Source organism: Streptomyces sp. NPDC016640, assembly GCF_043076215.1.
In the GTDB taxonomy this organism is placed as follows: Bacteria; Actinomycetota; Actinomycetes; order Streptomycetales; family Streptomycetaceae; genus Streptomyces.
Genome location: NZ_JBIBRG010000003.1, coordinates 490,252 through 512,433 on the forward strand (window position 1 = coordinate 490,252; position 22,182 = coordinate 512,433).

Sequence of the window (22,182 nt, forward strand, 5' to 3'; positions counted from 1 at the left end):
TTCCCATGGCCAAGCGCATCGATGTCAGCGGCCTCAACGCCTACTACGGCTCCTTCCTGGCCATCGAGGACATCTCGATGACCGTCGAACCCCGTTCCGTGACCGCCTTCATCGGCCCGTCCGGCTGCGGCAAGTCGACCTTCCTGCGCACGCTCAACCGCATGCACGAGGTCACGCCGGGCGGCCGGGTCGAGGGCAAGGTCATGCTCGACGACGAGAACCTGTACGGCACCGCCATCGACCCGGTGTCCGTGCGGCGCGAGGTCGGCATGGTCTTCCAGCGTCCGAACCCGTTCCCCACGATGTCCGTGTACGACAACGTGGCGGCGGGCCTGCGCCTGAACGGCAAGTACAAGAAGTCCGAGCTGGACGACGTCGTCGAGAAGTCCCTCAAGGGCGCCAACCTCTGGAACGAGGTCAAGGACCGCCTGAACAAGCCGGGCTCCGGCCTCTCCGGTGGTCAGCAGCAGCGTCTGTGCATCGCCCGCGCCATCGCGGTCGAGCCGAACGTCCTGCTGATGGACGAGCCCTGCTCCGCCCTCGACCCGATCTCCACCCTTGCCATCGAGGACCTGATCGGCGAGCTGAAGGAGCGCTTCACGATCGTCATCGTGACGCACAACATGCAGCAGGCGGCCCGCGTCTCCGACCGCACCGCGTTCTTCAACCTGGCGGCCGTCGGCCAGCCCGGCAAGCTGATCGAGATCGACGACACGGAGCGGATCTTCTCCAACCCGTCGGTCCAGGCCACGGAGGACTACATCTCCGGCCGCTTCGGCTGATCCGATCCCCTCGCGGTGCTGCATGGCGGTGCCACCGCGAGGCAAAGGGCCCGCCCCCGGCTCCCGGGGGCGGGCCCTTCCCCATGCGCCGGTCGTCCCGCGTCGCCGCGGGCGGTCGTCCCGCCGGGCGGCACGGGCGGGCCGCACGGGCGGGTGGGGTCCCCTGCTCGAGGAGTCCGGGAGAGGCGCCCCGCACACGCCGGGCCGCGCCACACCCCCGCCGGGGCCCGGCGCGGACCCGCCGCTACAGGAACGCCAGGTTCACCAGCCAGAACGAACACGCGGCCACCGCCGCGGCCGCCGGCATGGTGATGAACCACCCGAGAACGATGTTCTTGGCGACTCCCCACCGCACCGCGTTGACCCGCTTCGTGGCCCCCACGCCCATGATCGCCGACGTGATCACGTGCGTCGTGGAGATCGGCGCGTGGAACAGGAACGCCGACCCGAACATGATCGACGCCCCCGTCGTCTCCGCGGCGAACCCCTGCGGCGGGTCCAGCTCGATGATCTTCCGCCCCAGCGTCCGCATGATCCGCCAGCCGCCCGCGTACGTCCCCGCGGACAGCATCACCGCACAGGCGATCTTCACCCACACCGGGATCGGATCGCCGTAGTCCTCGACGTCGGCGATGACCAGCGCCATCACCACGATGCCCATCGTCTTCTGCGCGTCCTGCAGACCGTGCCCGAGGGCCATCCCCGCCGCCGACACCGTCTGGGCGATGCGGAAGCCCCGCTTGGCCTTGTGCGGATTGGCCCGCCGGAATATCCACAGGATCGCCGTCATCACGAGGTAACCGGCGAGCATACCGACCACGGGCGACACGAACATGGGGATGACGACCTTGTCGACCACCCCGTGCCAGTACACCGTCGTCCCGCCGGCCAGCGCCGCGCCCACCATGCCGCCGAACAGCGCGTGGGACGACGAGGACGGCAGCCCGAAGTACCAGGTGATCAGGTTCCAGACGATCGCGCCCACCAGCGCCGCGAAGAGGATGCCCATCCCCTTCGAACCCTCGGGCGTCTGGATCAGCCCCTCGCTGACCGTCTTGGCGACCCCGGAACCCATGAACGCGCCGGCCAGGTTCATCACGGCCGCCATCGCGAGCGCCGCACGCGGGGTGAGCGCGCGCGTCGACACGGACGTCGCGATCGCGTTCGCCGAGTCGTGGAAGCCGTTGGTGTACGTGAAGAAGAGCGCGACCCCGATGGTCACGACCAGAGCGAAGGTGTCCATGAACGGCTCAGGACTCCTTGACGGCGATGGTCTCCACCGTGTTCGCCACGTGCTCGAAGGCGTCGGCCGCCTCCTCCAGTACGTCCACGATCTGCTTCAGCTTCAGCACCTCGATCGCGTCGTACTTGCCGTTGAAGAGGTGGGCCAGCAGCTTGCGGTGGATCTGGTCGGCCTGGTTCTCCAGCCGGTTGACCTCGATCCAGTACTCGGTGAGGTTCTCCATGGTGCGCAGGTGCGGCATGGCCTCCGCGGTCAGTTCCGCGGCCCGCGCCAGCACCTCGATCTGCTGCTCGACGCCCTTGGGCAGGTCCTCGACGTTGTAGAGGACGACCAGGTCGACGGCCTCCTCCATGAAGTCCATGATGTCGTCGAGGCACGACGCGAGGGAGTAGATGTCCTCGCGGTCGAAGGGCGTGATGAACGAGGAGTTCAACTGGTGGAAGATCGCGTGTGTGGCGTCGTCACCTGCGTGTTCCGCGGCCCGCATACGCTCTGCGATCTCGGCCCGGGCGGAGGGGTCCGCCCCGAGCAGTTCCATCAGGAGTTTCGAGCCCGTGACGATGTTGTCCGCGGACGCGGCGAACATGTCGTAGAAGCTCGTCTCCCTGGGGGTCAGACGAAAGCGCACGTGGGGTCCTCGGTAAGCATCGGTTTCGGTCAGGCTGATGCTAGGCGCATCATCCGGCCACGTGTCACGGGCCGCCCTCCAGTGTCGCCCATCAGGCAGAGTGATGGGCAGGGGGGCGGTTCGTGGTCCGTTTCCGGCCGCGGCGCATGGCATCGGCCAAGAGGTCTATACCCAGCGAAGTTCGCTACCATATACCCACCAGGGGTATATGTCGGCGGTCAGCACACCAGGAGGACGCGATGACGACCACCGAGACCGGCGCGGACGCGCCCGCGTCCCCGGACACGACCGATGCGACCGACGCGACCGACGCGACCGAGACCGTGACCGGCCACGACCGCGGGGTCCACGGCTACCACGAGCAGAAGCACGAGCACCTCAAGCGCCTGCGCCGCATCGAGGGGCAGATCCGCGGCCTGCAGCGGATGGTCGACGAGGACGTCTACTGCATCGACATACTCACCCAGGTGTCCGCCTCCACCAAGGCCCTGCAGTCGTTCGCGCTGCAACTGCTCGAGGAGCACCTGCGCCACTGCGTCGCGGACGCGGCCGTCAAGGGCGGCGACGAGATCGACGCGAAGGTCAAGGAGGCGACGCAAGCCATCGCCCGCATGATGCGGACCTGACCGGTTCCGGCTCCGGCAGCGGTGTCAGTACCGGTTCCCGTACCGGCTCGGCTCCTCGGCGGACTCCGCCCGCGCCTCGGCCACCCTCAGCACCTCGTCGATGCTCTCCAGGCTGAGCCGGTCCTCGGCGGCGGAGGCCGCGATGATCAGCTCTCCGCACAGCTCGATCTCGGCGAGCGCCACGTGGTCCTGAACCGTCCCGCCCCTGAGCAGAGCCACGCGCCTCACCTCATCTCCGTCGTCACCGACTTCCTAGGGTAGGGAGCGTCCTGTGCCCCGCGCATGGCCCGGAAGGGCTAGTTGTTCCGCCGGGTCCCGCCCCCACCGCCCGGCGGTGGGCCCGACCGCCACCTGACGCGGGGCGAGGCCGGTTCGCCCCGCGTCAGTGCTCGATCAGTCCCCCGGGCGCCGGCAGCAGACCGGGAACGGTGACCGTCGGGGGCCTGCGGCCGGCTCCCGGAGCCCGGATCCGCCCGGTCGGCAACGGGCACCCCGGCAGCTCGGCGATCCCACGAGCGACGGTGCTCGCACCGACGACACCGGAAGCAGCGGTCACCCCTTCCGGCGGCGGCAGGCCAGCAGGACGACGACGGCCACGCCCGCGGCCGCGAGCAGCAGGTTGCGGTTGTCCCGCGCCAGCTGCACCCCTTGGGCCGTCCTCTGCCGCACCGGCTCGGGCGCCTTGTCCTCCCACAGCCGACCGGCCTGGGCGGCTCCGGACCGAATCTGCTCGGCGGCCCGGGCGGTCTTCTCCTTGACCGGATCGGGCAGTTTGTCCTGTGCCTGGTGTGTCAGGTCGGCGGCCTTCGCCTTCAGCTCCCCGGCCTTCGCACCGGCCTGTTCCTTCAGCTCCCCGGCCTTCGCACCGGCCTGTTCCTGCAGCTCGCCGGCCTTGGCGGCGGCCTGTTCCCTGATCTCGGCGGCCTTCTCCTGGGCGCGGGTCTTGACGTCCGCCTTCGCCGCCAGCGCCTCGACCGTCTTGCCGAGTTCGATACGGGTCCGGTCGACCTGTTCGCGCAGCTCCTCGGGGCTGGAGGCGGTGGGCTCGTCGTGGGGCGGCTGGGTCATCGGTGTGCACTCTCCTTGATCTCGGCCACGTCGGCCTTGACGTTCTCGATCGTCTGCTCCGGCGTGGGTGGTGCGGCCTGTTCGACCTGCTTCTTCCCCCTCATGGCCATCACCGCTGCGATCACACCCAGCACCGCGGTGACGATCAGCGCCGCCGCCCAGACCGGCAGCGGCACCGCCAGTGCCGCGATCGCGGTGGCGACCAGCGCCTGCAGCATCAGGAAGCCGACGACGCCGGCGCCGCCGAACAGGCCGCCGCCCTTGCCGTAGCGTTTGCCCTTCTCCTTCATCTCCGCCTGCGCCAGCCGCAGTTCGCCGCGCACCAGCTCGGCCAACTGCTGCGAGGCCCGCTGCACCAGCTCACTCACCGGCTCATCGCCGGCACTGTGTGCCTGCCGTTCGAATGCGGTGGAGCGCGGTTGCGTACCCGACACAGCGATCACCTCCCCTCCGTCTCGTCCCTGCTCTCCGGTCCACCGTGAGCGTCGTCCCGGTCGCTCTCCGGTCGATGGGACGGGTACCCCGAACGGCTTCGTCTAGGTCGCTTTCCCCGGCCTCGTCTTCGTCCTCGTCCTCGACGCGTCCGGGCCGCCAGGGGATCCGGCCCACCGCGGCCTGCCGCCGCGCCCACGGCGTCACCTGCTGCCACGGCTGCCGCGCCGTCGGCGACGACCGCCCGCGGGGCGTCAGCCGCCGAGCCGAGGGCACCGCCCACACCCTGGCCGCGCTCAAGTCGGTCCGTGCCGCCCGCCCCGGCGTACTCGCCGCCCAGCACGGGGAACGCGCCCGCATCCGCAGCGACGAGGGCATCCGCCGGGGCGGCCGCCCCCTCGCCTTCGCAGCCCGGATCCGAGCTTCACCGGCGAGACCGCCACGTGCAGGGTGTCGACGAGGTCGGTGTCGAGGAACTGCCGAATGGTGGTGGCCCCGCCGCCGAGCCGGACGTCCTTGCCGGACGGCATCCGGGGTGACCGTCGTGATCCTTCGCACAAGTCGCGGCGGACGCGCCACCGCCCGGCCCACCGTCCCCATCGCCGACCCGGCGAACCGTCCCGGTCGGAGCACCGGTTCGGGCCGGTCACTCCGCGGCGATGCGGCCCGCGTAGATGTCCCCGCCCTCGGGCAGCCGTACGTCGGCCGGCGTCCCGAAGTCGTACAGCAGCGTCGTCGAGGCGACCTCGACCGGCACGTCCTGCCGGCCGTTGACGAAGCTGAACCGGTGCCGGACCTTGCGGATCCGGCCCCGGTCGTCGAGGTAGGCGTCGAACGGCACCCGGGCCGTGGCGAACCCGCTCGCCGCCGCGCCCAGCGGTCCCCGGTTCGCCTCCGAGGCCGCCCGCGCGGCCTTCCCCAGATCGGCCGTGCCCCGGTAGTGGCGCACCCCGGTGCCCGCGACCTCGGTCCGCCCCACGAACCGCGCCGAGCGGGTCCCGCGCAGCACCTCGGCCGCGGCGAACGGATCGGTGGCCCCGCCGGTGACGAGGTTGCCGTCGGACAAGGTCCCGGTGTCCACGCGCACCCACTTGTCGGCGGGCACCCCGGCGCCCCGGTTCTTCATGAAGAGCGCCCCGGGGGCGAGCAGTTCGGTGATGGGCCGCCGCGCCGCGGCCCCCGCCGGGTCCTGCGGCAGCAGCACCCTCAGCCGGCCGAGCCGCTTGCGGTAGTCGTACACCCCCTCGCCCCGGATGGTGACCCGGGTCCCGCCGGTCGCCATCTCCAGGGACGTCGTGGCCTTGGAACTCCCGGCCGCGACGAGCGCGTCGGCGGCGCGGTGCAGCACCCGCACCGGGTCCCCGGCGGGGGCGCCCCCGGTCACGGCACCGCCGCTCGCACAGGCCACGGCCCCGAACCCCAGACAGCCCACGGCCCCGACCGCGACCATCACGCCGTCCATCCGCCCGTGCTGCTGCCGTCGAACCATCGCCTGTCCACTCCCGCTCCGTCCGACCGGGCCGCTTGTCGATCCGGTTAACGACCGGTAAGTGACCCCGTCACGCGGACACGCGGGAGCGCTACGGTTGTCGACGTGGCGCACCAGGATGACGAGGCAGCCCCCGGCCGGCACAGCACGACCACCACCGAGCAGGGTCCCTTCTGCGTGGCCCGCTGCACCTGCGGCTGGCGGGGCCCGGCCCGAAGAGCCCGGAGCCAGGCCCGCACGGACGCCGAGAACCACACCACCGAGTGACCACCCGCGGCGGCCGCGGGCAGTCGTACCACCGGCTGCCGCGGGCAGTCGGTATCCCGTGGCCGGGGACAGTCGTGCCGCCGGGCGGCACGGGTGGGCGCGGCGGCACCCGCGAACGCCGGGCCGCGCAGCACCCCGGGCCCGGCCCCGCCCCCTGCCCCGACCCGACCCCGGAAGGCTCATATGGAACGCCGCACGTTCCTCGCGGGCACCGCAGCCGCGCTCACCACCACATCCGCCTGCACCGGCGACGAGCCCCGCCCCGAACCGGCCTCCAGCCCCACCAGCCCCACCGCGATACCCACCCCCCGCAGAACCCCCCGTCCCCCGGCCCCCGCCGACTGGACCGCCCTGTCCCACCACCTCGACGGCCCCCTGTTCCGCCCGGACACCCCCGACTGGCCGTCGGCCCACCGCCTCTACAACACCCGCTTCGACGCCCTCGAACCCGCCGCCGTCGCCTACGCGGCCCACGCCGACGACATCCGCACCGCCCTCGCCCACGCCCGCGCCCACGCCGTCCCCGTCGCCGTCCGCAACGGCGGCCACTCCTACGCCGGCTGGTCCTCCGGCGACAACCGCCTGATCATCGACGTCTCGAGCCTCGACCACGTCCGCGTCAGCGCCGGCACGGCGGTCATCGGCGCCGGTGCCAAACTCATCGACGTCTACCGCGCCCTCGCCGCCCAGGGCGTGACCGTCCCGGGCGGCTCCTGCCCCACCGTCGGCATCTCCGGTCTCACCCTCGGCGGCGGCCACGGCATGACCAGCCGCGCCTACGGTCTGACCTGCGACAACCTGATCCAGGCCACCCTGATCACCGCCGACGGCAGGGAACTGACCGTCAACTCCGCCGAGAACGAGGACCTCTTCTGGGCCCTGCGCGGCGCCGGCAACGCCCACTTCGGCATCGTCACGGAGCTGCGCTTCACCACCCACCCGGCCCCCCGGAGCGTCACCGGCCGTCTGACCTGGGCGTGGCCGAAAGCCGCCGCCGTGTTCGGCGCCTGGCAGGAATGGGGCCCGGACCAGCCCGACGAGATCTGGTCCTCGCTCCACCTGGACCACACCGCCGGCGGCGCCCCCACCGTCTCCGTCACCGTGTTCTCCCTCGGCACGTACGGCGAACTGCAGGACGCCGTCGACCGCCTGGCCGACCGCGCCGGCGCCTCCGCGAGCGGCGTCTCACTGCGCCCCCGCTCCTTCAAGGAGTCCATGGAGCTGTACGCCGGCTGCGCGTCCTTCACCGACGACGCGCGGTGCCACCTCCCCGGAACGACTCCGGGCCGCTCCCCCGGGGGAGCCCTGGACCGCGAGACCTACTCCGCCCGCTCCGACTTCTTCGACCGCCCGCTCGACGCCGGCGGCATCCGCACCCTGCTCGCCCAGGTCCAGGCCGTACGCGGCGGTTCGGGCAGCATCGTGTTCACGGCCCTCGGCGGGGCCGTCAACCGGATCGCGCCGACGGCCACGGCGTTCGTCCACCGCCGCTCCCGCATGCTGGCCCAGTACATCGCGTCCTGGAGTCCGCACGGATCCGGTTCCGCCGCCGAGTCCTGGCTGGCGTCGGCCCACCGGGCCATGCGCCCGCACGCGTCGGGCGCGGCCTACCAGAACTACTGCGACCCCACCCTCACCGACTGGCGCCGCGCCTACTACGGCGACGCGGGCCCCCGCCTGACCCGGCTCAAGCAGCGCTACGACCCGGACCGCGTCTTCACCTACCCCCAGGCCCTGTGAGCCGGGAGGCGGCTCGGGCGGTCAGGCCGCCAGGTCCCGCTCCTCCGCCTCCGGCGTCCCGCTGTGCGTTCCCGCGGCCACGCGGCCCTCCTCGGCGTGGTGCCGGCCCCGCGCCCTGATCAGCGCACCGGCCCGCGGCGACCGCTCGATCGCCCGCATGACCGGCGTCAGCAGGGCCATGGCGAGCGGCGACAGCAGCAGTGCGACCGCCGTGCCGAGCGCCAGCCCGCCCACGACGTCCGTCGGGTAGTGCACGCCCATGTAGACGCGGCAGAAGCCTTCGAGCAGCGCGATCCCGAGGCCGACGAGCCCGAACCTGCGGTTGGCCACGAACAGTCCGACCGCCAGCGCCATGGTGATCGTCGCGTGGTCGCTGACGAAGGAGTAGTCGGTCTTGCCCTGGACGAGGACTTCCAGGCCCTGGTGGTCGTTGAACGGCCGGGGCCGCTCCACGAATCCCCGGATCGGCACGTTCACCAGCACCGCGACACCGGCCGCGAGCGGTGCCCACACCAGCGCCGCGACGGAGGGAGCCGCGTCCTCCCCGCCCCGCCGACGCACGGTCCACCAGCACCACAGCACCAGCAGCACCATGGCGAACAGCAGCCCGTACTCGCCGACGAACTCCATGATCCGGTCGAACCACGGCGGCGCGTCCTTGGCCAGGCCGTTGATGTCATAGAGCAGGTCGACGTCGGGGTTCGATCCGGAATCGGCGAGTCCAGCCATGGTGCTGCGGCCCCTTCATCATCTGTCCCGGCGCACGGTGCGCACGCTGCTCCTGCCACCCCCGTGGTTGTAGAAGCACTCGTCGGCTCGGCTACGACAACAGGAACGCACGATCCCCGCTGATACGTTCCATACTCCACCGAATGATCACGCAGACGTTATCGAAGAGAGATGCATCGGCGCAGCTCAGGGGGTGGGTTAACGCTCCGCTCACACCGTCGTGGGGAGCGCTTTCGCGCCATCTTCGGTGACACGGGTGGCACCGAAGTAGTCAGGGCTGTCGATCGGGCTGAACCGGATCACCGCGCCGGTACGGGGCGCGTCGATCATGTACCCGCCGCCGACATAAATGCCCACATGCCGGATGGCCCGCGAATTGGTGAGATCGTCCGAGAAGAACACCAGATCGCCGGGGAGCAGTTCGTCCCGCCCGGGATGCGGTCCCGCGTTGTACTGGTCGTTCGCCACCCGCGGCAGCGTGATCCCCACACTCGCGTACGCCGCCTTGGTCAGTCCCGAGCAGTCGAAGCGTCCGCCCTGCTCAGGGGTGCCGTTGCCGCCCCAGAGATACAGCGTGCCGAGCTTCTTCTGCGCGAAGGCGATGGCACCGGCCGCCTGCTCGGAGGGGTCGACCCGGCCGGCCGGCGCGGCGAAGCTCTTCTCCAGCGCGGTGATCCGCTCGACGTAGTTCCGCGTCTCCTCGTACGGCGGGACGCCCCGGTACTTGATCACGGCGTACGCCCCCGCGTTGTACGAGGCGAGCATGTTCTCGGTCGGATTCCCCGGGACGTCCTTCACGTACGACGCGAGCGTGCAGTCGTACTGCGCCGCCGACGGGATCGCGTCGTTCGGGTCCCACACATCGCGGTCGCCGTCCCCGTCCCCGTCGATCCCGTGCGTGGCCCAGGTGCCGGGGATGAACTGGGCGATGCCCTGCGCCGCCGCGTGGCTCTGCGCCTTCGGGTTGAACCCGCTCTCCTGGTAGAGCTGGGCGGCGAGCAGCGCCGGGTTGATGGCGGGGCAGAGGTTGCCCCACTTCTGCACGAGCTGCTGGTACACGGCCGGCACACTCCCCTTGGCGAGCGCCTTGGCCGCCCCGCCGCCGACCCCGCCCGCGAGGTTCCCGGCGACGACGTAGACCCCGACGACGAGCAGCATCACCAGGGCGAGCGCGGAACTGACGGCGATCCCCGCCGCGACCCATGCCTTACGCACCGTCAACCGCCCCTCACCGTCAGGGAGTACGTAGCCGAACGTCAGTGTAGAGGCGCTACCCGCCATCCGGGGCGATCATGGGCGCGGAGTTCAGCACACTCCCGCCGGGGACCCCGGGGGCCGTCCACGGAGTCGTTGCCGGACGTTACACGTCGTGATACACAGAGTGACGATACGACTCTTCACCCATCGGAACGCGCCCCCGGCGAGGCCCGGCGCGCGCCGGTGGCAAGCTATTTGTACGAAACCCGCCAACCGATGACGCCAAGTCGACATACGACAGCGTCATCATCAGCGACAATGATGCCTGACCTCTGCACCTCCGCAGAGGGTGCGGAACTACCCATACAGGGGCGGTGACTTACATGTTCTTTGCGGCCGACGAGGGAGACATCAACACCATTATCGGCGGGATCGCTCCGGATTGGGGCCCCTTCGGCAGTCTGGGCAACGAAGCCAAGGTGATGATCGAGGTGGTCATGGCGATCGCCATCCTCCTCTGCCTCGGCATCGCCATCTGGGGGGCGGCCAAACAGCGCATCGGTGCCACCGCGTTGAGGGACACCTTCAGCGCCGAACAGGGCAAGGGCCTGATCATCGCGGGGCTGACGGGCGTCTTCATCATCGGCTCGCTCGGCACGCTGTTCACCATCGTGTACGGCATGGCCGTATAGATCCCGCCGCATCGGTCCGACCGGGCACGCCCGGCTCCCCTCCATCCCACCCGCCCGTCGTGCCCACCGGCTGAGGTTGCGTTTCCCTGATGTCCAGTCACCACACCGCGCCCGTACGGGAGCCGTCACGGCTACCGTCGTACGTGGAGTACCCGGAGTACGCGGTGTTTCCGCACGACGCTGAGGGGGCGTACGCGGTATGAGTCTCGGAGACGACGCGGGCCAGACCCGTATCCGCCTGCCGGAGGGAGACGACGGCGACCCGTACGGCGGGGCGCGCAGAGGCGGCCGTACGTCGTCGCGCAGCCTGGTCACGGTGGTCGGCGTGGTGGTCCTCCTCATCGCCGCGATCGCCTTCGCGAACCGTGGGGGAGAGGATTCCGCCTCGGAGGAGGCCTCCGCCGACTCCCCCAGGGCGGCTGCGACGGCCCCCACCGGAGAGAAGCCGGTGACCTCGAAGGCGGCCGGCATCCCCGCGGGCTTCGCCCACGACCGCCAGGGCGCGGAGAGCGCGGCGGCCAACTACGCGGTCGCGCTGGGGTCCGCCGAGATGTTCGACGAGGACCGGCGGCGGGAGATCGTCACCACCGTCTACGCTCCCGATGTCGCCGCCTCCCGGCAGGCGGATCTGGACAAGGCCTACTCGAACGCGGAGTTCCTGGCCAACATCGGCCTCGACAAGAACGGCAAGGCGCCCACCGGGCAGACCTTCGTCTCCCGGGTGATCCCCGTGGGCACCAAGGTCACGGCGTCCAGTGCGAGCGATGCCTCCGTCGAGGTCTGGTACACGTCGCTGTTCGGTCTGTCCGGCGAGGGCTCGACCAACCCGGTGACCGAGAGCTGGTACACCACCACATACCAGTTGAAGTGGATCAACAACAACTGGAAGATCACCGACTTCCAGCAGAAGGACGGACCAGTCCCGGTCGGGCGCGACCAACAGGCCTCCACCGCCGACGACATGACGAAGGCTGTCGAGGAGTACGGAGGGTTCACGTATGCGCGCTAGCCACCGCTTCCTCAAGTTCACGGCCGCCGTCACCGCAGCGCAGGCCGCCATGGTGCTGCTCGCCAGTCGAGCCGTCGCCGCCCCCACACCGACGCCGACCCCGACAGACGGTGACGATCCCTGTGACCTGATCCGCGGCCCCGCCAAGGACTACTGCGAACGCGGTAAGGAAGGTGCCGGCTCCTCCGGGGACGCCCGCACCCTCGACGACCCCACCACCACCCTCGACCCCCTCGCCAGCCTCGCCCAGGGCTGCGCCGACGCCGCCTCCTGGACGGTCGAGAAGCTCAGCGACGCCGTCGAGGAGACCGCGAGCGTCGACTTCACCAACGACACCTTCCTCCAGCAGTACGCCGTCGTCTTCGCCGCGTCGACGATCCTGACCCTCCTCCTGTGGCTGCTGGCCGTCGCCAAGCGCGCGGTGCGCGGCGTCCCCCTCACCACCGCCCTCTCCGAGGCCATCGGCTTCCTCTGGCTCACCGTGCTCGCCTCGGCGTTCACGCCCCTGATCCTCTACACCGTCGTCTCCGCCACCGACGGCGTCACCGACGTGCTCGCCAAGGCGACCGGCGAGCAGACCGACACCTTCTTCGGCACGTTCGCCGCCGCCCTGGAAAAGGGCGACGACATCGGCGGCGGACCGATCATGCTGATCGTCGTCTCCCTCGTCTCCATCCTCGCCGCCGGCGTCCTCTGGCTGGAGCTCGTCATCCGCGCCGCCCTGCTCTACGTCGGCGCCCTCCTCGGCACCGTCGTCTACGCCGGCCTGGTCGACAAGAACCTGTGGGGCCACGTCCGCCGCTGGGCGGGCATCATGATCGCCGTGATCCTGGTCAAGCCCGTCATCGTCATCGTGCTCGGCCTCGCCGGCGCGCTGTCCGCCGGCGAGGGACCCGACGCCTTCTCCGCCGTCGTCTCCGGACTGGCGATCATCCTGCTCGCCATCTTCGCGTCCGCGATGATCTACCGCTTCGTCCCCGGCTTCGGCGACGAACTCGCCCACTCCCGCAACAACCGCCTCATGCAGGGCGCCGAGAGCAAGGCCGCCGCCGTCATGAGCTCCCCCGCGACCCTGGTCGCCCAGGGCATCAAGACCCACAGCACCCGCGCCGACAACAACGGCGGAGGCAGCCAGTCCTCCGCCCCGCGCCCCTCCAACCCCGCCTCCGGCGGAGTCGCCGCGCACAGCTCGCGCACGTCGAGCGGCGGCGGGACCGCTCCCTCCGCCGCACCCGCACCCCGCTCGAGCAGCCCGGTGAACACGCCCCACGCCAGCAGCACCCGCAACAGCAGTACCAACCGCACGGGAGGTGAAGGGCGTTGACGACCGAGTCCCACGTGTCCCATCCGGTCGCGCCCCGCCGGACGTATCTGATCGGCCGCGCCCGGCCGAACGCGATCGTCGGCCGCAATCGCGAGACCGGAGAGATCGCGCTCATCGTCGTGGGCGCGTTCCTCGGCATGATGTGCGGACTCCTCGTCCCCGTCCTGTCCGCGCGGATCGTCCTCCTCGTCGGCTTCCCGATGCTGGCGCTGGCCGCGGTGTACGTGCCGTACAAGCACCGCACGTTCTACAAGTGGTTCGAGATCAACCGCAGCTACAAGCGCACCGTCCGCCGGAACGCCACCTACCGCTCCGGGGTCGTCGAGGCCGGCACCCGGCTGGACGGACGTGAGGTCGCGGTCGGGCCGCCGCCCGGCATCGGCCGGATCACCTGGCTCGCCGCGCCCTTCGGGCCGGACGAGATCGCCGTACTGCTGCACGCGGACCGCAAGACCGTCACCGCCGCCATCGAGATCGAGGGCCCGGGCGTCGGCCTGCGCGACTCCGAGGACCAGGAAGCCCTCGTCGACCGCTTCGGCACGCTGCTCAAGCACGTCGCCAACGGCGACGGCTTCGTGACCCGCATCCAGATGCTCGCCCGCACCCTGCCCGCCGACCCCGACGCCCACGCCAAGGACGTCTCCGTCCGCGGGGACGACAAGTCACCGCCGTGGCTCCAGCAGTCCTACGACCAGCTGCAGTCGATGGTGTCGACCAGCAGCGAGCAGCACCGCGCCTACCTCGTCGCCTGCATGCACTACACGCGCGAGCTGGCCGCCGAGGCCAACGCCATGGCACGCGCGATGCGCAGCCAGGGCGGCGGCAAGGTGGACCGCGACGCGGGGCTCGCCGTCGTCATGGCCCGTGAGCTGACCGACATCTGCTCCCGGCTCCAGGAGGCCGACATCCGCGTACGGCAGCCGCTCGGCCAGAGCAGACTGTCCTCGCTGGTCCACTCCATGTACGACCCGGACCACCCGATCGACCACATCCAGGCGATGACCCAGCGCAACGCCTGGCCGGCCGAGCTGGACGCCATGGAGCCCACCTACCTCCAGGCCAAGACCCGCGAGTCCGCCACCCGCGCCCCCTGGTGCCACGCCACGGCCTGGGTGAAGGAATGGCCGATGACCCCGGTCGGCGTCAACTTCCTCGCGCCCCTGCTCGTCCACACCCCGGACGTCATCCGCACCGTCGCCGTCACGATGGACCTCGAACCCACCGAGGTCGCCATCGAGCGCATGCTGACCGAGAAGACCAACGACGAGGCGGAGGCGTCCCGCGCCGCCAAGATGAACCGGACCGTCGACCCGCGCGACATCGCGGCCCACAGCCGCCTCGACCAGCGCGGCGAGGACCTCGCCAGCGGCGCCGCCGGCGTCAACCTCGTCGGCTACATCACCGTCTCCTCCCGCACCCCCGAGGCCCTGGCCCGCGACAAGCGGACGATACGGGCCTCGGCCGGAAAGTCGTACCTGAAGCTGGAGTGGTGCGACCGCGAGCACCACCGCGCCTTCGTGAACACACTCCCGTTCGCCACCGGCATTCGAAGGTAGGGGCTGATTCCTGATGCGGGATCCGCTGTCCGTCGTCACCGACGCCTTCACGTCCTTCCTGTTCGGGAAGGTCGAGACGACCCGGCTGCCGGTGCGCACGTCCACCGGCCAGGCGCAGGCGGTCTACCTGCCGACCGCCGCGCCCGGCCTCGGCGACTCCGGCGTCATCATCGGCCGCGAGGTGTACTCCGGGAAGGGCTACATCTACGACCCCTTCCAGCTCTACGGCCAGCAGCTGCCCGCCCCCCACTGGCTGGTCCTCGGGGAGTCCGGCAACGGCAAGTCGGCGCTGGAGAAGACCTACGTCCTGCGCCAGCTGCGCTTCCGCGACCGCCAGGTCGTCGTCCTGGACGCGCAGGGCGAGGACGGCGTCGGCGAGTGGAACCTCATCGCCCAGGAGCTGGGGATCACCCCCATCCGGCTGGACCCGATGGCCGCCCTGAACCACGGCATCCGGCTCAACCCCCTCGACCCGTCGATCACGACCACGGGCCAGCTCGCGCTGCTGCGCACCATCATCGAGGTCGCGCTCGGCCACGGTCTGGACGAGCGCTCCGGCTTCGCCCTCAAGGTGGCGCACGCCTACGTCAACGAGACCGTCGTCGACCGCCAGCCCGTCCTGTCCGACATCGTCGACCAGCTCCGCCACCCCGAACCGGAGTCGGCGGAGGCGATGAACGTCGCCATAGACGACGTACGGGCCTGGGGCCTGGACGTCGCCCTGGTCCTGGACCGCCTGGTCGACGGTGACCTGCGCGGCATGTTCGACGGGCCGACGACCGTCGGCATCGACCTCGACGCGCCGCTCATCGTCTTCGACCTGTCCCACATCGACCGCAACTCCATCGCCATGCCGATCCTGATGGCGATCGTCGGCGTGTGGCTGGAGCACACCTGGATCCGCCCCGACCGGAAGAAGCGCATCTTCCTGGTCGAGGAGGCCTGGCACATCATCAACAGCCCGTTCGTCGCCCAGCTGTTCCAGCGGCTGCTGAAGTTCGGACGGCGGCTCGGCCTGTCGTTCGTCGCGGTCGTCCACCACCTGTCCGACGTGGTGGACGGGGCGGCCGCGAAGGAAGCGGCGGCCATCCTGAAGATGGCGTCGACCCGGACCATCTACGCCCAGAAGGCGGACGAGGCGAGGGCGACCGGACGGGTCCTCGGCCTGCCCCGCTGGGCCGTGGAGATCATCCCGACCCTCACCCCCGGCATTGCGGTCTGGGACGTCAACGGCAACGTCCAGGTCGTCAAACACCTGGTCACCGAGACCGAACGCCCGCTGGTCTTCACCGACCGCGCGATGACCGAGTCCTCCGCCGACCTGAACGACGACGCCCTGCGCGCCGCCGAACGGGAGGCCGAGGAACGCGCGGCGGCCTTCGTGGAACAGCACGTCGGCGACTCCGAATCGACGGTGGCGTAGGGGGAGCACGCGTGAGACCGGACGATCACCGTGAGCACGGCCGGACCGGCCAGGGCGGCATCCCCGACGGGCTGCTGCTCGGCGGCCTCGCGCTCCTCCTCGGCGCGACCACCATGGTGTGGACGGCCACGGGCCTCGCGGGCCTCTTCGCCCACGGCCGCTGGCCGTCCGGCGTGACCTTCGCCCGCACCCCCCTGGCCATGCGCCACCTCGTCGCCGAACCGCACGACGTCCCCGGCGCCTGGCCGGAGACACCACCCTCCGGCCTCTCCGGATACGGCCTCTTCTGGGGCCTGTTCATCGGCCAGCTGATGATCCTGGTCGTCCTGACGGTGTTCGTCCTCGGCACGACGGCCCGCTGGAGAGCGGGCCGGGCACGGCGCCGCACGGAACGGACGGCACACGTGCCGACGCCCCAGCCCGAACGGCAGGCGGAACCGACGCGACCGCACGAGGTACCGACACCGAGGGCACCTCAGCAGCAGACCCCGGCCCCGGAGCCGGAGCCGGCGGTACCCCCTTCGGCCGGCCGCGACCGGACGAGCGGACGGGAGACACCCCGCGCCGACGGCCCGGCGGTGCACTACGGCCCCCCGGCCACCCGCCACACCACCGCGACCCGGGCCGTACGGGACGCCGAGGGCCCCGCCCTCGTCCTCACCTCGAACCCCACCCTCTGGCACGACACCAAGGACGCCCGGGCCAAACTCGGCCCCACCCACCTCTACGACCCCACCCACCTCTGCGACACCCCCGCCCGCCTCCACTGGTCCCCCACCAGCGGCTGCGAGGACAAGAACACGGCGCTCTCCCGCGCGGCGGCGCTCCTCGCCCCGGTCCGCCCCGCCTCCCGCCTCGACCAGGCGGTCGGCGACACCGCCGAGACGCTGCTCCGCAGCTATCTGCACGCCGCCGCCATCGACGGCCGCACGATCCGCCACGTCCACCGCTGGGCCCAGGGCCTCCAGGTCCACGACGCCGTACGCGCCCTGCGCACCAGCCCCAAGGCCGCCCCCGGCGCCGCCGGCGAACTCGAAGCGGCCCTCACGGCACATCCCGAACGCCGGGACATGGCCCAGCAGCTGACCGCCCGTGCCCTGTCCGCCCTGTCGACGGTCAACGTGCGCGAAGCCTGCACTCCCAACCGAACTGATGCCCTCGCCCTGGATTCCTTCATCCACGAAGGGGGCACGCTTTACGTCGTGGGCGAATCCATCGAGGACCCCCGCACCGGCCCGGGCGCGATGCCCCTGCTGACGGCCCTCGCCGCACACGTGGTCGAGCACGGCCGGCGCATGGCCGAACGGTCATCCTCCGGTCGGCTCGACCCACCACTCACCCTCGTCCTGGACGACGTGGCGGCCGTGGCCCCGCTCCCCCAGCTCCCGGACCTGCTCGCCACCGGCGCCGACCGGGGCATGCCCACCCTGGCCCTGCTCCGCTCCCGCGCACAGGGCCGTGCCCGCTGGCCGCACGACGAACTACCGGTCTGACCGCCCCTCGGGCCGCGGCGGCCGCTCGGCGACCATCTCGAGCTCCCGCTCGTCCGGCTTGCCCGCCAACGGCACGGTGACCCCGCTCTCCACGAACCCCGCCTTGCGGTAGAAGCCCAGCGCCCGCGCGTTCCCCTGGTGCACGATGAGCCGCACGCGCTCGGTGCCACGCCCCCACGCCCACTCCAGCGCGGCGTCGAACAGCGCCTTGGCCGGCCCGTCCCCCCGGTGCTCCGGCACCACGTACACCCCGGCGAGATGCCCCTGCCGCCGCTCCACGGTGAACCCGGCCCAGTCCGTCGTACCGGCCTCCTCGATCAGCACGGTGACCGTACCCACCCAGCTCCCGTCCCCCGCCTCGGCGACGAACTGCCGCGCCCCGCCCGCCCCCTCCGCGGCGCTCTCCGTCCGCTGCCGCCAGTACGCGTCCGGCAGGGTCACGGCGTCCTGGTAGGTGTCCAGGAAGGCGAGGTGCGCGACCGGGTCCCGCAGCGCCGCGAGCCGCAGTTCCCTCACCGCGCCCCACTCCCGCGCGCGCACCGGCCGGATCACATAGTCCCCGGAGGGCATGGCACTCATGGCGGCCACCGTAGTACCGCGGTACCACGGACCTCACCGGAATACGGCCGACGGTCCGACGCCCGCCGCCCCCGCACGGACGAGCATCGAAGCATGATCACAGCTCGAGGACTCACCAAACGCTACGGCGACCGGACCGTCGTCACCGACCTGTCCTTCACCGTCCGCCCCGGCACCGTCACCGGCTTCCTCGGCCCGAACGGCGCCGGCAAGTCCACCACCATGCGGATGGTCCTCGGCCTGGACGCCCCCACGCGCGGCCACGCCACCGTCGGCGGCCGCTCCTACGCCGCCCACCCCGCGCCCCTCACGGAGGTCGGCGCCCTGCTGGAGGCCCGCTCCGTCCACCCCGGCCGCACCGCCCACCACCATCTGCGGGCCCTGGCCCACACCCACGGCATCCCGCGCACCCGCGTCGAGCACGTCCTGGGCCTCACCGGCCTCACCGACGTCGCCCACCGCCGCGTCAAGGGCTTCTCCCTCGGCATGGGCCAGCGCCTCGGCATCGCCGCCGCCCTGCTCGGCGACCCGGCCGCCGTCATCCTCGACGAGCCGGTCAACGGCCTCGACCCCGAGGGCGTCCTGTGGATCCGCACCCTCCTCAAGTCCCTGGCCGCCGAGGGCCGCACCGTCCTCGTCTCCTCCCACCTGATGAGCGAGACGGCCCTCACCGCCGACCACCTGGTCATCATCGGCCGCGGCCGGCTCCTCGCCGACACCACGGTCGCCGACTTCGTCCGCGCGTCCGGCGCCGGCACCGTCAAGGTCGCCACCCCGGACGCCGACGCCCTCGTACGCCGTCTCACCGCGCCCGGAGTCACCGTCACCACCGACGCCCCCGGCCGCCTCACCGTGCGCGGCACGGACGCCGAGCACATCGGCCGCACGGCCGCCGCCCACGGCATCCCCCTCTTCGAACTCACCCCGAGCACCGCCTCCCTGGAGGAGGCCTTCATGGACCTCACCCACGACGCCGTCGAGTACACCGCCACCCTGGAAGGAGCAGCCGCATGACCGCCGCCGTCCAGTCCTACCGGGTCACCCCGGCCCGCGTCCTGCGCTCCGAATGGCACAAGCTGTGGACGCTCCGCTCCACCTGGGTCAACCTCGTCCTCACCAGCGTCCTCACCCTCGGCATGGGCGTCGGCATCAGCGCGGCCTACGACGGCACCGGCGAGGGCGGCCTCGACACGGTCGTCCTCGTCCTCCTCGGCACCCAGTTCGCCACCATCAACCTCGCCGTCCTGGGCGTCCTCGCCACCGCCGGCGAGTACTCCACGGGCCAGATCCGCGCCACCATGACCGCCGTCCCACGCCGCCTGCCCGTCCTGTGGTCCAAGGCCGCCGTCCTGGCCGCGGTCGCCCTCCCCTTGTGCCTGGGGACCAACCTGCTCACCTTCGCCCTGGCCCAGGTCTTCCTCACCGGCACCGACCAGTCCGCCGCCCTCGGTGACCCCGGCGTCCTGCGCGGCCTGGCCGGCAACGCGGCCGCCCTCACCCTCCTCGCCGTGACGGCCCTCGGCTTCGGCGCCGTGACCCGTTCGATCCCCCTGGCCATCGGCGCGTACATCGGCCTCGTCATGATCGTGCCGGAAGTCCTGGCGATGCTCCCGTACGCCGTCGTCGACGACGCCGTCGACCACTTCCCCGCCCAGGCCCTGCAGTCCCTCACCGCCGCCGACACCGCCTCCCCCGGCACGGCCCTGCTCACCCTCGCCCTGTGGGCGGCGGCCTCCCTCGCCGTGGCGGCGACGACCCTGCGCCGCCGTGACGTCTGACCCCATGCCGTCCACCGTGTTCCCCCCGGCGGACGCACCCACGACCATGGACCCCGTGACGAACGACCAGGAGGCACCGACGACGGCAGTACGGACGACGGAACCCCTCACCCAGTACCTGCAACGCGTCAACCAGCGGGCGCGCGCCTTCGACCGGCGCCACCCACTGCTGTGGGACCTGCACGTCACCGGCTTCTGGGTGACGGCCGCCCTCATCGACTACACCAGCGGCGGCTGGCGCACCATCACCCACAACCCGGACATCCCCGGCGCGCTCCTCCTCACCCTGAGCCTTGGCCTGTCCGTCCCTCTCCTGCGGCGCCGCACCCACCCCGTGGCGGTCCTGCTCGCCATGGTCCCGTTCGCCCTGGTCAACGCCTGGTCCGGTGCCGCACTCCAGGCGGCGCTGCTCCAGCTCGTCGTCATCTACCACATCGCCCTGCGCCTCCCCCTGCGCGATCTGTGGTGGTCCACAGCCCTCGTGCTCACACCCGTGGTGATCGCCACGGTCCGCCACGGCCAGGGCGACCACGTGAACCAGCAGATCGGCTCCCAGCTGACGTCCGTCCTCGTGGTCGTCCTCATCGGCATCACGGTCCGCACCCGCCGGAACTACACCGAGGCCCTGGAGGACCGCGCCCGACGCCTGGAGACCGAACGCGACCAGCAGGCCCAACTCGCCGCCGCCGCCGAACGCGCCCGCATCGCCCGCGAGATGCACGACATCATCGGCCACCACCTCTCCGTCATAACGGGCCTTGCCGACGGTGGCAGGTACGCGGCGGCCAAGTCCCCGGAACGCGCCGCACAGGCCCTGGACGCCATCGCCACCACGAGCCGCCAGGCGCTCGGTGAACTGCGCCGCCTCCTGGACGTCCTCCGCGACGACGAGACGTCCCACCCCGCCGAACGAACCCCCCAGCCCACCCTCACCGACCTGGACCAGCTCATCGACGGCGTCCGCAGCGCGGGCCTGCCCGTCCACACCACCGTCCAGGGCCGAACCACCCTCCCCCCAGGCCGTCAGCTCACCGTCTACCGCGTCGTCCAGGAAGCCCTCACCAACACCCTCAAACACGCCGGCCCCGGCGCGACCTCCTCGATCGCCATCGTCCACGGAGACGAGGGCGCGGTCACGGTCACCGTCACCGATACGGGAAAGGGCATACCGCCCACCGTCCCCTCCGACGGCCGAGGCCTCCCCGGAATGCGCGAACGAACAGCCCTGTACGGGGGCACACTCGAGGCCGGCCCACGCCCGCACCCCGAGCAGGGCTGGCGCGTCCACCTGTACCTTCCGGAGGAAAGCCCGCAGTGACCACCGTCCTCATCGCCGACGACCAGCCCCTCCAGCGCTTCGGCTTCCGCATGCTCCTGGAGAGCCAGGACGACATCACGGTCCTGGGCGAGGCGTCGAACGGCAGCGAAGCGATCCGCATGACGGCGGATCTGCACCCCGACGTGGTCCTGATGGACATCCGCATGCCCGGCCTGGACGGCATCGAGGCCACCCGCCGCATCGTCGCCGGCGGCGGCCGCACCCGCGTCCTCATCCTCACGACCTTCGACCTCGACGAGTACGCCCACGCCGGCCTCCGCGCGGGCGCCTCCGGCTTCCTCGTCAAGGACGCCCAGCCGGAGGAACTCCTCTCCGGCATCCGCTCCGTGGCGACCGGGGACGCGGTCGTCGCCCCCAGCCTGACCCGTCGGCTCCTCGACGCCTACGCCCACCACCTGCCGGCCGGCTGCGTCGTGGAGGACTCCCCCGGCGATCCACGCCTGGCCTCGCTCACGGGCCGGGAACGCGAGATCCTCACGGTCATCGGCAAGGGCTGGACCAACACGGAGATCGCCGCCCGCCTCCATCTCGCGGAGTCGACGGTGAAGACCCATGTGGGCCGCATCCTGGCGAAAACAGGATCCCGGGACCGTATCCAGGCGGTGATCCTGGCCTACGACGCGAAACTCGTGGAGCCGTCCTGAAACGCAGAAAACCCCCGTGCCGAATGGCACGGGGGTCTCCTCAACGATTGTTCGGCGGCGTCCTACTCTCCCACAGGGTCCCCCCTGCAGTACCATCGGCGCTGTAAGGCTTAGCTTCCGGGTTCGGAATGTAACCGGGCGTTT

Annotated in this window: 23 protein-coding genes, 1 rRNA gene and 2 pseudogenes; 14 read left to right on the top strand and 12 right to left on the bottom strand. The window is 71.4% G+C overall.

Features of this window, described 5'->3' with window-relative positions; all coding sequences use genetic code 11:
* Nucleotides 1-5 precede the first annotated feature (5 nt).
* Entirely contained in the window at nt 6-782 is a 777-nt protein-coding gene (gene pstB, locus ACF07S_RS09190) for a phosphate ABC transporter ATP-binding protein PstB (RefSeq protein ID WP_391973794.1), read from the top strand.
* Nucleotides 783-1,026: 244 nt separating this feature from the next.
* Here pstB and pitH read toward each other — a convergent pair whose 3' ends face one another.
* Together pitH and ACF07S_RS09200 are read right to left on the bottom strand one after the other, a co-directional pair.
* A complete protein-coding gene (gene pitH / locus ACF07S_RS09195) occupies nt 1,027-2,025 on the bottom strand; it encodes a low-affinity phosphate transporter PitH (protein WP_391973795.1) in 999 nt (332 codons plus the stop codon).
* 7 nt (nt 2,026-2,032) lie between these two features.
* Complete coding sequence (locus tag ACF07S_RS09200; protein WP_391963905.1) at nt 2,033-2,653, bottom strand: DUF47 domain-containing protein; 621 nt, start codon at nt 2,651-2,653, stop codon at nt 2,033-2,035.
* Between the two features lie 239 nt (nt 2,654-2,892).
* Here ACF07S_RS09200 and ACF07S_RS09205 point away from each other — a divergent pair, with 239 nt between their 5' ends.
* Nucleotides 2,893-3,279, top strand: a complete 387-nt coding sequence (locus tag ACF07S_RS09205) for a metal-sensitive transcriptional regulator (protein ID WP_391973796.1) — start codon at nt 2,893-2,895, stop codon at nt 3,277-3,279.
* Nucleotides 3,280-3,303: 24 nt separating this feature from the next.
* On the opposite strand, the gene ACF07S_RS09210 is transcribed toward ACF07S_RS09205, so the two are convergent.
* The 6 genes and pseudogenes from ACF07S_RS09210 to ACF07S_RS09235 all read right to left on the bottom strand — a co-directional run bounded on the left by ACF07S_RS09210 (nt 3,304) and on the right by ACF07S_RS09235 (nt 6,268).
* Nucleotides 3,304-3,507: a hypothetical protein gene (locus ACF07S_RS09210; RefSeq protein WP_391963907.1), complete on the bottom strand. Its 204-nt coding sequence runs from the start codon at nt 3,505-3,507 to the stop codon at nt 3,304-3,306.
* A 119-nt stretch (nt 3,508-3,626) separates the two neighbouring features.
* Nucleotides 3,627-3,817 (bottom strand): annotated as a pseudogene (locus tag ACF07S_RS09215) (ISAzo13 family transposase); the annotation flags it as partial.
* A gap of 14 nt (nt 3,818-3,831) precedes the next feature.
* Nucleotides 3,832-4,347 (bottom strand): DUF3618 domain-containing protein, encoded by a 516-nt coding sequence (locus tag ACF07S_RS09220; protein ID WP_391963908.1) that lies wholly within the window; start codon nt 4,345-4,347, stop codon nt 3,832-3,834.
* Nucleotides 4,344-4,715: a phage holin family protein gene (locus ACF07S_RS09225; protein ID WP_391973822.1), complete on the bottom strand. Its 372-nt coding sequence runs from the start codon at nt 4,713-4,715 to the stop codon at nt 4,344-4,346. Before ACF07S_RS09225 ends, ACF07S_RS09220 begins: the two co-directional genes overlap by 4 nt.
* 468 nt (nt 4,716-5,183) lie before the next feature.
* Nucleotides 5,184-5,300: pseudogene (locus tag ACF07S_RS09230) on the bottom strand (dihydrofolate reductase family protein); the annotation flags it as partial.
* Between the two features lie 125 nt (nt 5,301-5,425).
* Nucleotides 5,426-6,268: a hypothetical protein gene (locus tag ACF07S_RS09235; protein ID WP_391973797.1), complete on the bottom strand. Its 843-nt coding sequence runs from the start codon at nt 6,266-6,268 to the stop codon at nt 5,426-5,428.
* Nucleotides 6,269-6,373: 105 nt separating this feature from the next.
* Here ACF07S_RS09235 and ACF07S_RS09240 point away from each other — a divergent pair, with 105 nt between their 5' ends.
* Both ACF07S_RS09240 and ACF07S_RS09245 read left to right on the top strand, forming a co-directional pair.
* Nucleotides 6,374-6,535: a hypothetical protein gene (locus tag ACF07S_RS09240; RefSeq protein WP_391963910.1), complete on the top strand. Its 162-nt coding sequence runs from the start codon at nt 6,374-6,376 to the stop codon at nt 6,533-6,535.
* 183 nt (nt 6,536-6,718) lie between these two features.
* Nucleotides 6,719-8,275 (top strand): FAD-binding oxidoreductase, encoded by a 1,557-nt coding sequence (locus ACF07S_RS09245; protein ID WP_391973798.1) that lies wholly within the window; start codon nt 6,719-6,721, stop codon nt 8,273-8,275.
* Nucleotides 8,276-8,296: 21 nt separating this feature from the next.
* On the opposite strand, the gene ACF07S_RS09250 is transcribed toward ACF07S_RS09245, so the two are convergent.
* Nucleotides 8,297-9,004 (bottom strand): phosphatase PAP2 family protein, encoded by a 708-nt coding sequence (locus tag ACF07S_RS09250; RefSeq protein WP_391963912.1) that lies wholly within the window; start codon nt 9,002-9,004, stop codon nt 8,297-8,299.
* A gap of 210 nt (nt 9,005-9,214) precedes the next feature.
* Nucleotides 9,215-10,162, bottom strand: a complete 948-nt coding sequence (locus ACF07S_RS09255) for an NlpC/P60 family protein (protein WP_391963955.1) — start codon at nt 10,160-10,162, stop codon at nt 9,215-9,217.
* A 422-nt stretch (nt 10,163-10,584) separates the two neighbouring features.
* Between ACF07S_RS09255 and ACF07S_RS09260 the strand changes: the two genes are divergently transcribed.
* The 6 genes from ACF07S_RS09260 to ACF07S_RS09285 all read left to right on the top strand — a co-directional run bounded on the left by ACF07S_RS09260 (nt 10,585) and on the right by ACF07S_RS09285 (nt 17,698).
* Nucleotides 10,585-10,893: a hypothetical protein gene (locus ACF07S_RS09260; RefSeq protein ID WP_391963956.1), complete on the top strand. Its 309-nt coding sequence runs from the start codon at nt 10,585-10,587 to the stop codon at nt 10,891-10,893.
* A gap of 199 nt (nt 10,894-11,092) precedes the next feature.
* Nucleotides 11,093-11,902, top strand: coding sequence for a hypothetical protein (locus ACF07S_RS09265; protein ID WP_391973799.1), 810 nt, complete (start codon nt 11,093-11,095; stop codon nt 11,900-11,902).
* Nucleotides 11,892-13,226 carry a hypothetical protein gene (locus tag ACF07S_RS09270; protein WP_391973800.1) on the top strand — a complete coding sequence of 445 codons (1,335 nt, stop codon included), beginning with the start codon at nt 11,892-11,894 and terminating at the stop codon, nt 13,224-13,226. The genes ACF07S_RS09265 and ACF07S_RS09270 overlap by 11 nt, the downstream gene beginning before the upstream one ends.
* Entirely contained in the window at nt 13,223-14,782 is a 1,560-nt protein-coding gene (locus tag ACF07S_RS09275; protein WP_391963915.1) for an SCO6880 family protein, read from the top strand. Before ACF07S_RS09270 ends, ACF07S_RS09275 begins: the two co-directional genes overlap by 4 nt.
* Nucleotides 14,783-14,795: 13 nt before the next feature.
* On the top strand, nt 14,796-16,205 hold the full coding sequence (locus tag ACF07S_RS09280; RefSeq protein WP_391963916.1) for an ATP-binding protein: 1,410 nt from the start codon (nt 14,796-14,798) through the stop codon (nt 16,203-16,205).
* Between the two features lie 11 nt (nt 16,206-16,216).
* Nucleotides 16,217-17,698 (top strand): TraM recognition domain-containing protein, encoded by a 1,482-nt coding sequence (locus ACF07S_RS09285; protein WP_391963917.1) that lies wholly within the window; start codon nt 16,217-16,219, stop codon nt 17,696-17,698.
* Here ACF07S_RS09285 and ACF07S_RS09290 read toward each other — a convergent pair.
* Nucleotides 17,687-18,277, bottom strand: coding sequence for a GNAT family N-acetyltransferase (locus ACF07S_RS09290; protein ID WP_391963918.1), 591 nt, complete (start codon nt 18,275-18,277; stop codon nt 17,687-17,689). The two genes, ACF07S_RS09285 and ACF07S_RS09290, sit on opposite strands and share 12 nt — an antisense overlap.
* A gap of 93 nt (nt 18,278-18,370) precedes the next feature.
* Here ACF07S_RS09290 and ACF07S_RS09295 point away from each other — a divergent pair, with 93 nt between their 5' ends.
* Genes ACF07S_RS09295 through ACF07S_RS09310 form a run of 4 tightly spaced genes read left to right on the top strand, consistent with a single transcriptional unit; the run spans nt 18,371 to nt 22,038 of the window.
* A complete protein-coding gene (locus ACF07S_RS09295) occupies nt 18,371-19,291 on the top strand; it encodes an ABC transporter ATP-binding protein (RefSeq protein WP_391963919.1) in 921 nt (306 codons plus the stop codon).
* The gene (locus tag ACF07S_RS09300; protein WP_391963920.1) at nt 19,288-20,055 is read left to right on the top strand and encodes an ABC transporter permease; all 768 of its coding nucleotides are present in this window, start codon (nt 19,288-19,290) and stop codon (nt 20,053-20,055) included. The genes ACF07S_RS09295 and ACF07S_RS09300 overlap by 4 nt, the downstream gene beginning before the upstream one ends.
* 46 nt (nt 20,056-20,101) lie before the next feature.
* On the top strand, nt 20,102-21,373 hold the full coding sequence (locus ACF07S_RS09305) for a sensor histidine kinase (protein ID WP_391963957.1): 1,272 nt from the start codon (nt 20,102-20,104) through the stop codon (nt 21,371-21,373).
* Nucleotides 21,370-22,038 (top strand): response regulator, encoded by a 669-nt coding sequence (locus ACF07S_RS09310; RefSeq protein ID WP_391973801.1) that lies wholly within the window; start codon nt 21,370-21,372, stop codon nt 22,036-22,038. The genes ACF07S_RS09305 and ACF07S_RS09310 overlap by 4 nt, the downstream gene beginning before the upstream one ends.
* A 49-nt stretch (nt 22,039-22,087) precedes the next feature.
* Here the strand turns inward: ACF07S_RS09310 and rrf are convergent.
* A 5S ribosomal RNA gene (rrf, locus tag ACF07S_RS09315) occupies nt 22,088-22,182 on the bottom strand; the annotation flags it as partial.

What these genes read in the sequence shown, in the direction of transcription:
- pstB (WP_391973794.1), top strand. Translation starts at nt 6, where the DNA reads ATGGCCAAGCGCATCGATGTCAGCGGCCTCAACGCCTACTACGGCTCC.
- pitH (WP_391973795.1), bottom strand. Translation starts at nt 2,025, where the DNA reads ATGGACACCTTCGCTCTGGTCGTGACCATCGGGGTCGCGCTCTTCTTC.
- ACF07S_RS09205 (WP_391973796.1), top strand. Translation starts at nt 2,893, where the DNA reads ATGACGACCACCGAGACCGGCGCGGACGCGCCCGCGTCCCCGGACACG.
- ACF07S_RS09220 (WP_391963908.1), bottom strand. Translation starts at nt 4,347, where the DNA reads ATGACCCAGCCGCCCCACGACGAGCCCACCGCCTCCAGCCCCGAGGAG.
- ACF07S_RS09235 (WP_391973797.1), bottom strand. Translation starts at nt 6,268, where the DNA reads ATGGTTCGACGGCAGCAGCACGGGCGGATGGACGGCGTGATGGTCGCG.
- ACF07S_RS09245 (WP_391973798.1), top strand. Translation starts at nt 6,719, where the DNA reads ATGGAACGCCGCACGTTCCTCGCGGGCACCGCAGCCGCGCTCACCACC.
- ACF07S_RS09250 (WP_391963912.1), bottom strand. Translation starts at nt 9,004, where the DNA reads ATGGCTGGACTCGCCGATTCCGGATCGAACCCCGACGTCGACCTGCTC.
- ACF07S_RS09255 (WP_391963955.1), bottom strand. Translation starts at nt 10,162, where the DNA reads ATGCTGCTCGTCGTCGGGGTCTACGTCGTCGCCGGGAACCTCGCGGGC.
- ACF07S_RS09260 (WP_391963956.1), top strand. Translation starts at nt 10,585, where the DNA reads ATGTTCTTTGCGGCCGACGAGGGAGACATCAACACCATTATCGGCGGG.
- ACF07S_RS09265 (WP_391973799.1), top strand. Translation starts at nt 11,093, where the DNA reads ATGAGTCTCGGAGACGACGCGGGCCAGACCCGTATCCGCCTGCCGGAG.
- ACF07S_RS09270 (WP_391973800.1), top strand. Translation starts at nt 11,892, where the DNA reads ATGCGCGCTAGCCACCGCTTCCTCAAGTTCACGGCCGCCGTCACCGCA.
- ACF07S_RS09280 (WP_391963916.1), top strand. Translation starts at nt 14,796, where the DNA reads ATGCGGGATCCGCTGTCCGTCGTCACCGACGCCTTCACGTCCTTCCTG.
- ACF07S_RS09290 (WP_391963918.1), bottom strand. Translation starts at nt 18,277, where the DNA reads ATGAGTGCCATGCCCTCCGGGGACTATGTGATCCGGCCGGTGCGCGCG.
- ACF07S_RS09295 (WP_391963919.1), top strand. Translation starts at nt 18,371, where the DNA reads ATGATCACAGCTCGAGGACTCACCAAACGCTACGGCGACCGGACCGTC.
- ACF07S_RS09300 (WP_391963920.1), top strand. Translation starts at nt 19,288, where the DNA reads ATGACCGCCGCCGTCCAGTCCTACCGGGTCACCCCGGCCCGCGTCCTG.
- ACF07S_RS09305 (WP_391963957.1), top strand. Translation starts at nt 20,102, where the DNA reads ATGGACCCCGTGACGAACGACCAGGAGGCACCGACGACGGCAGTACGG.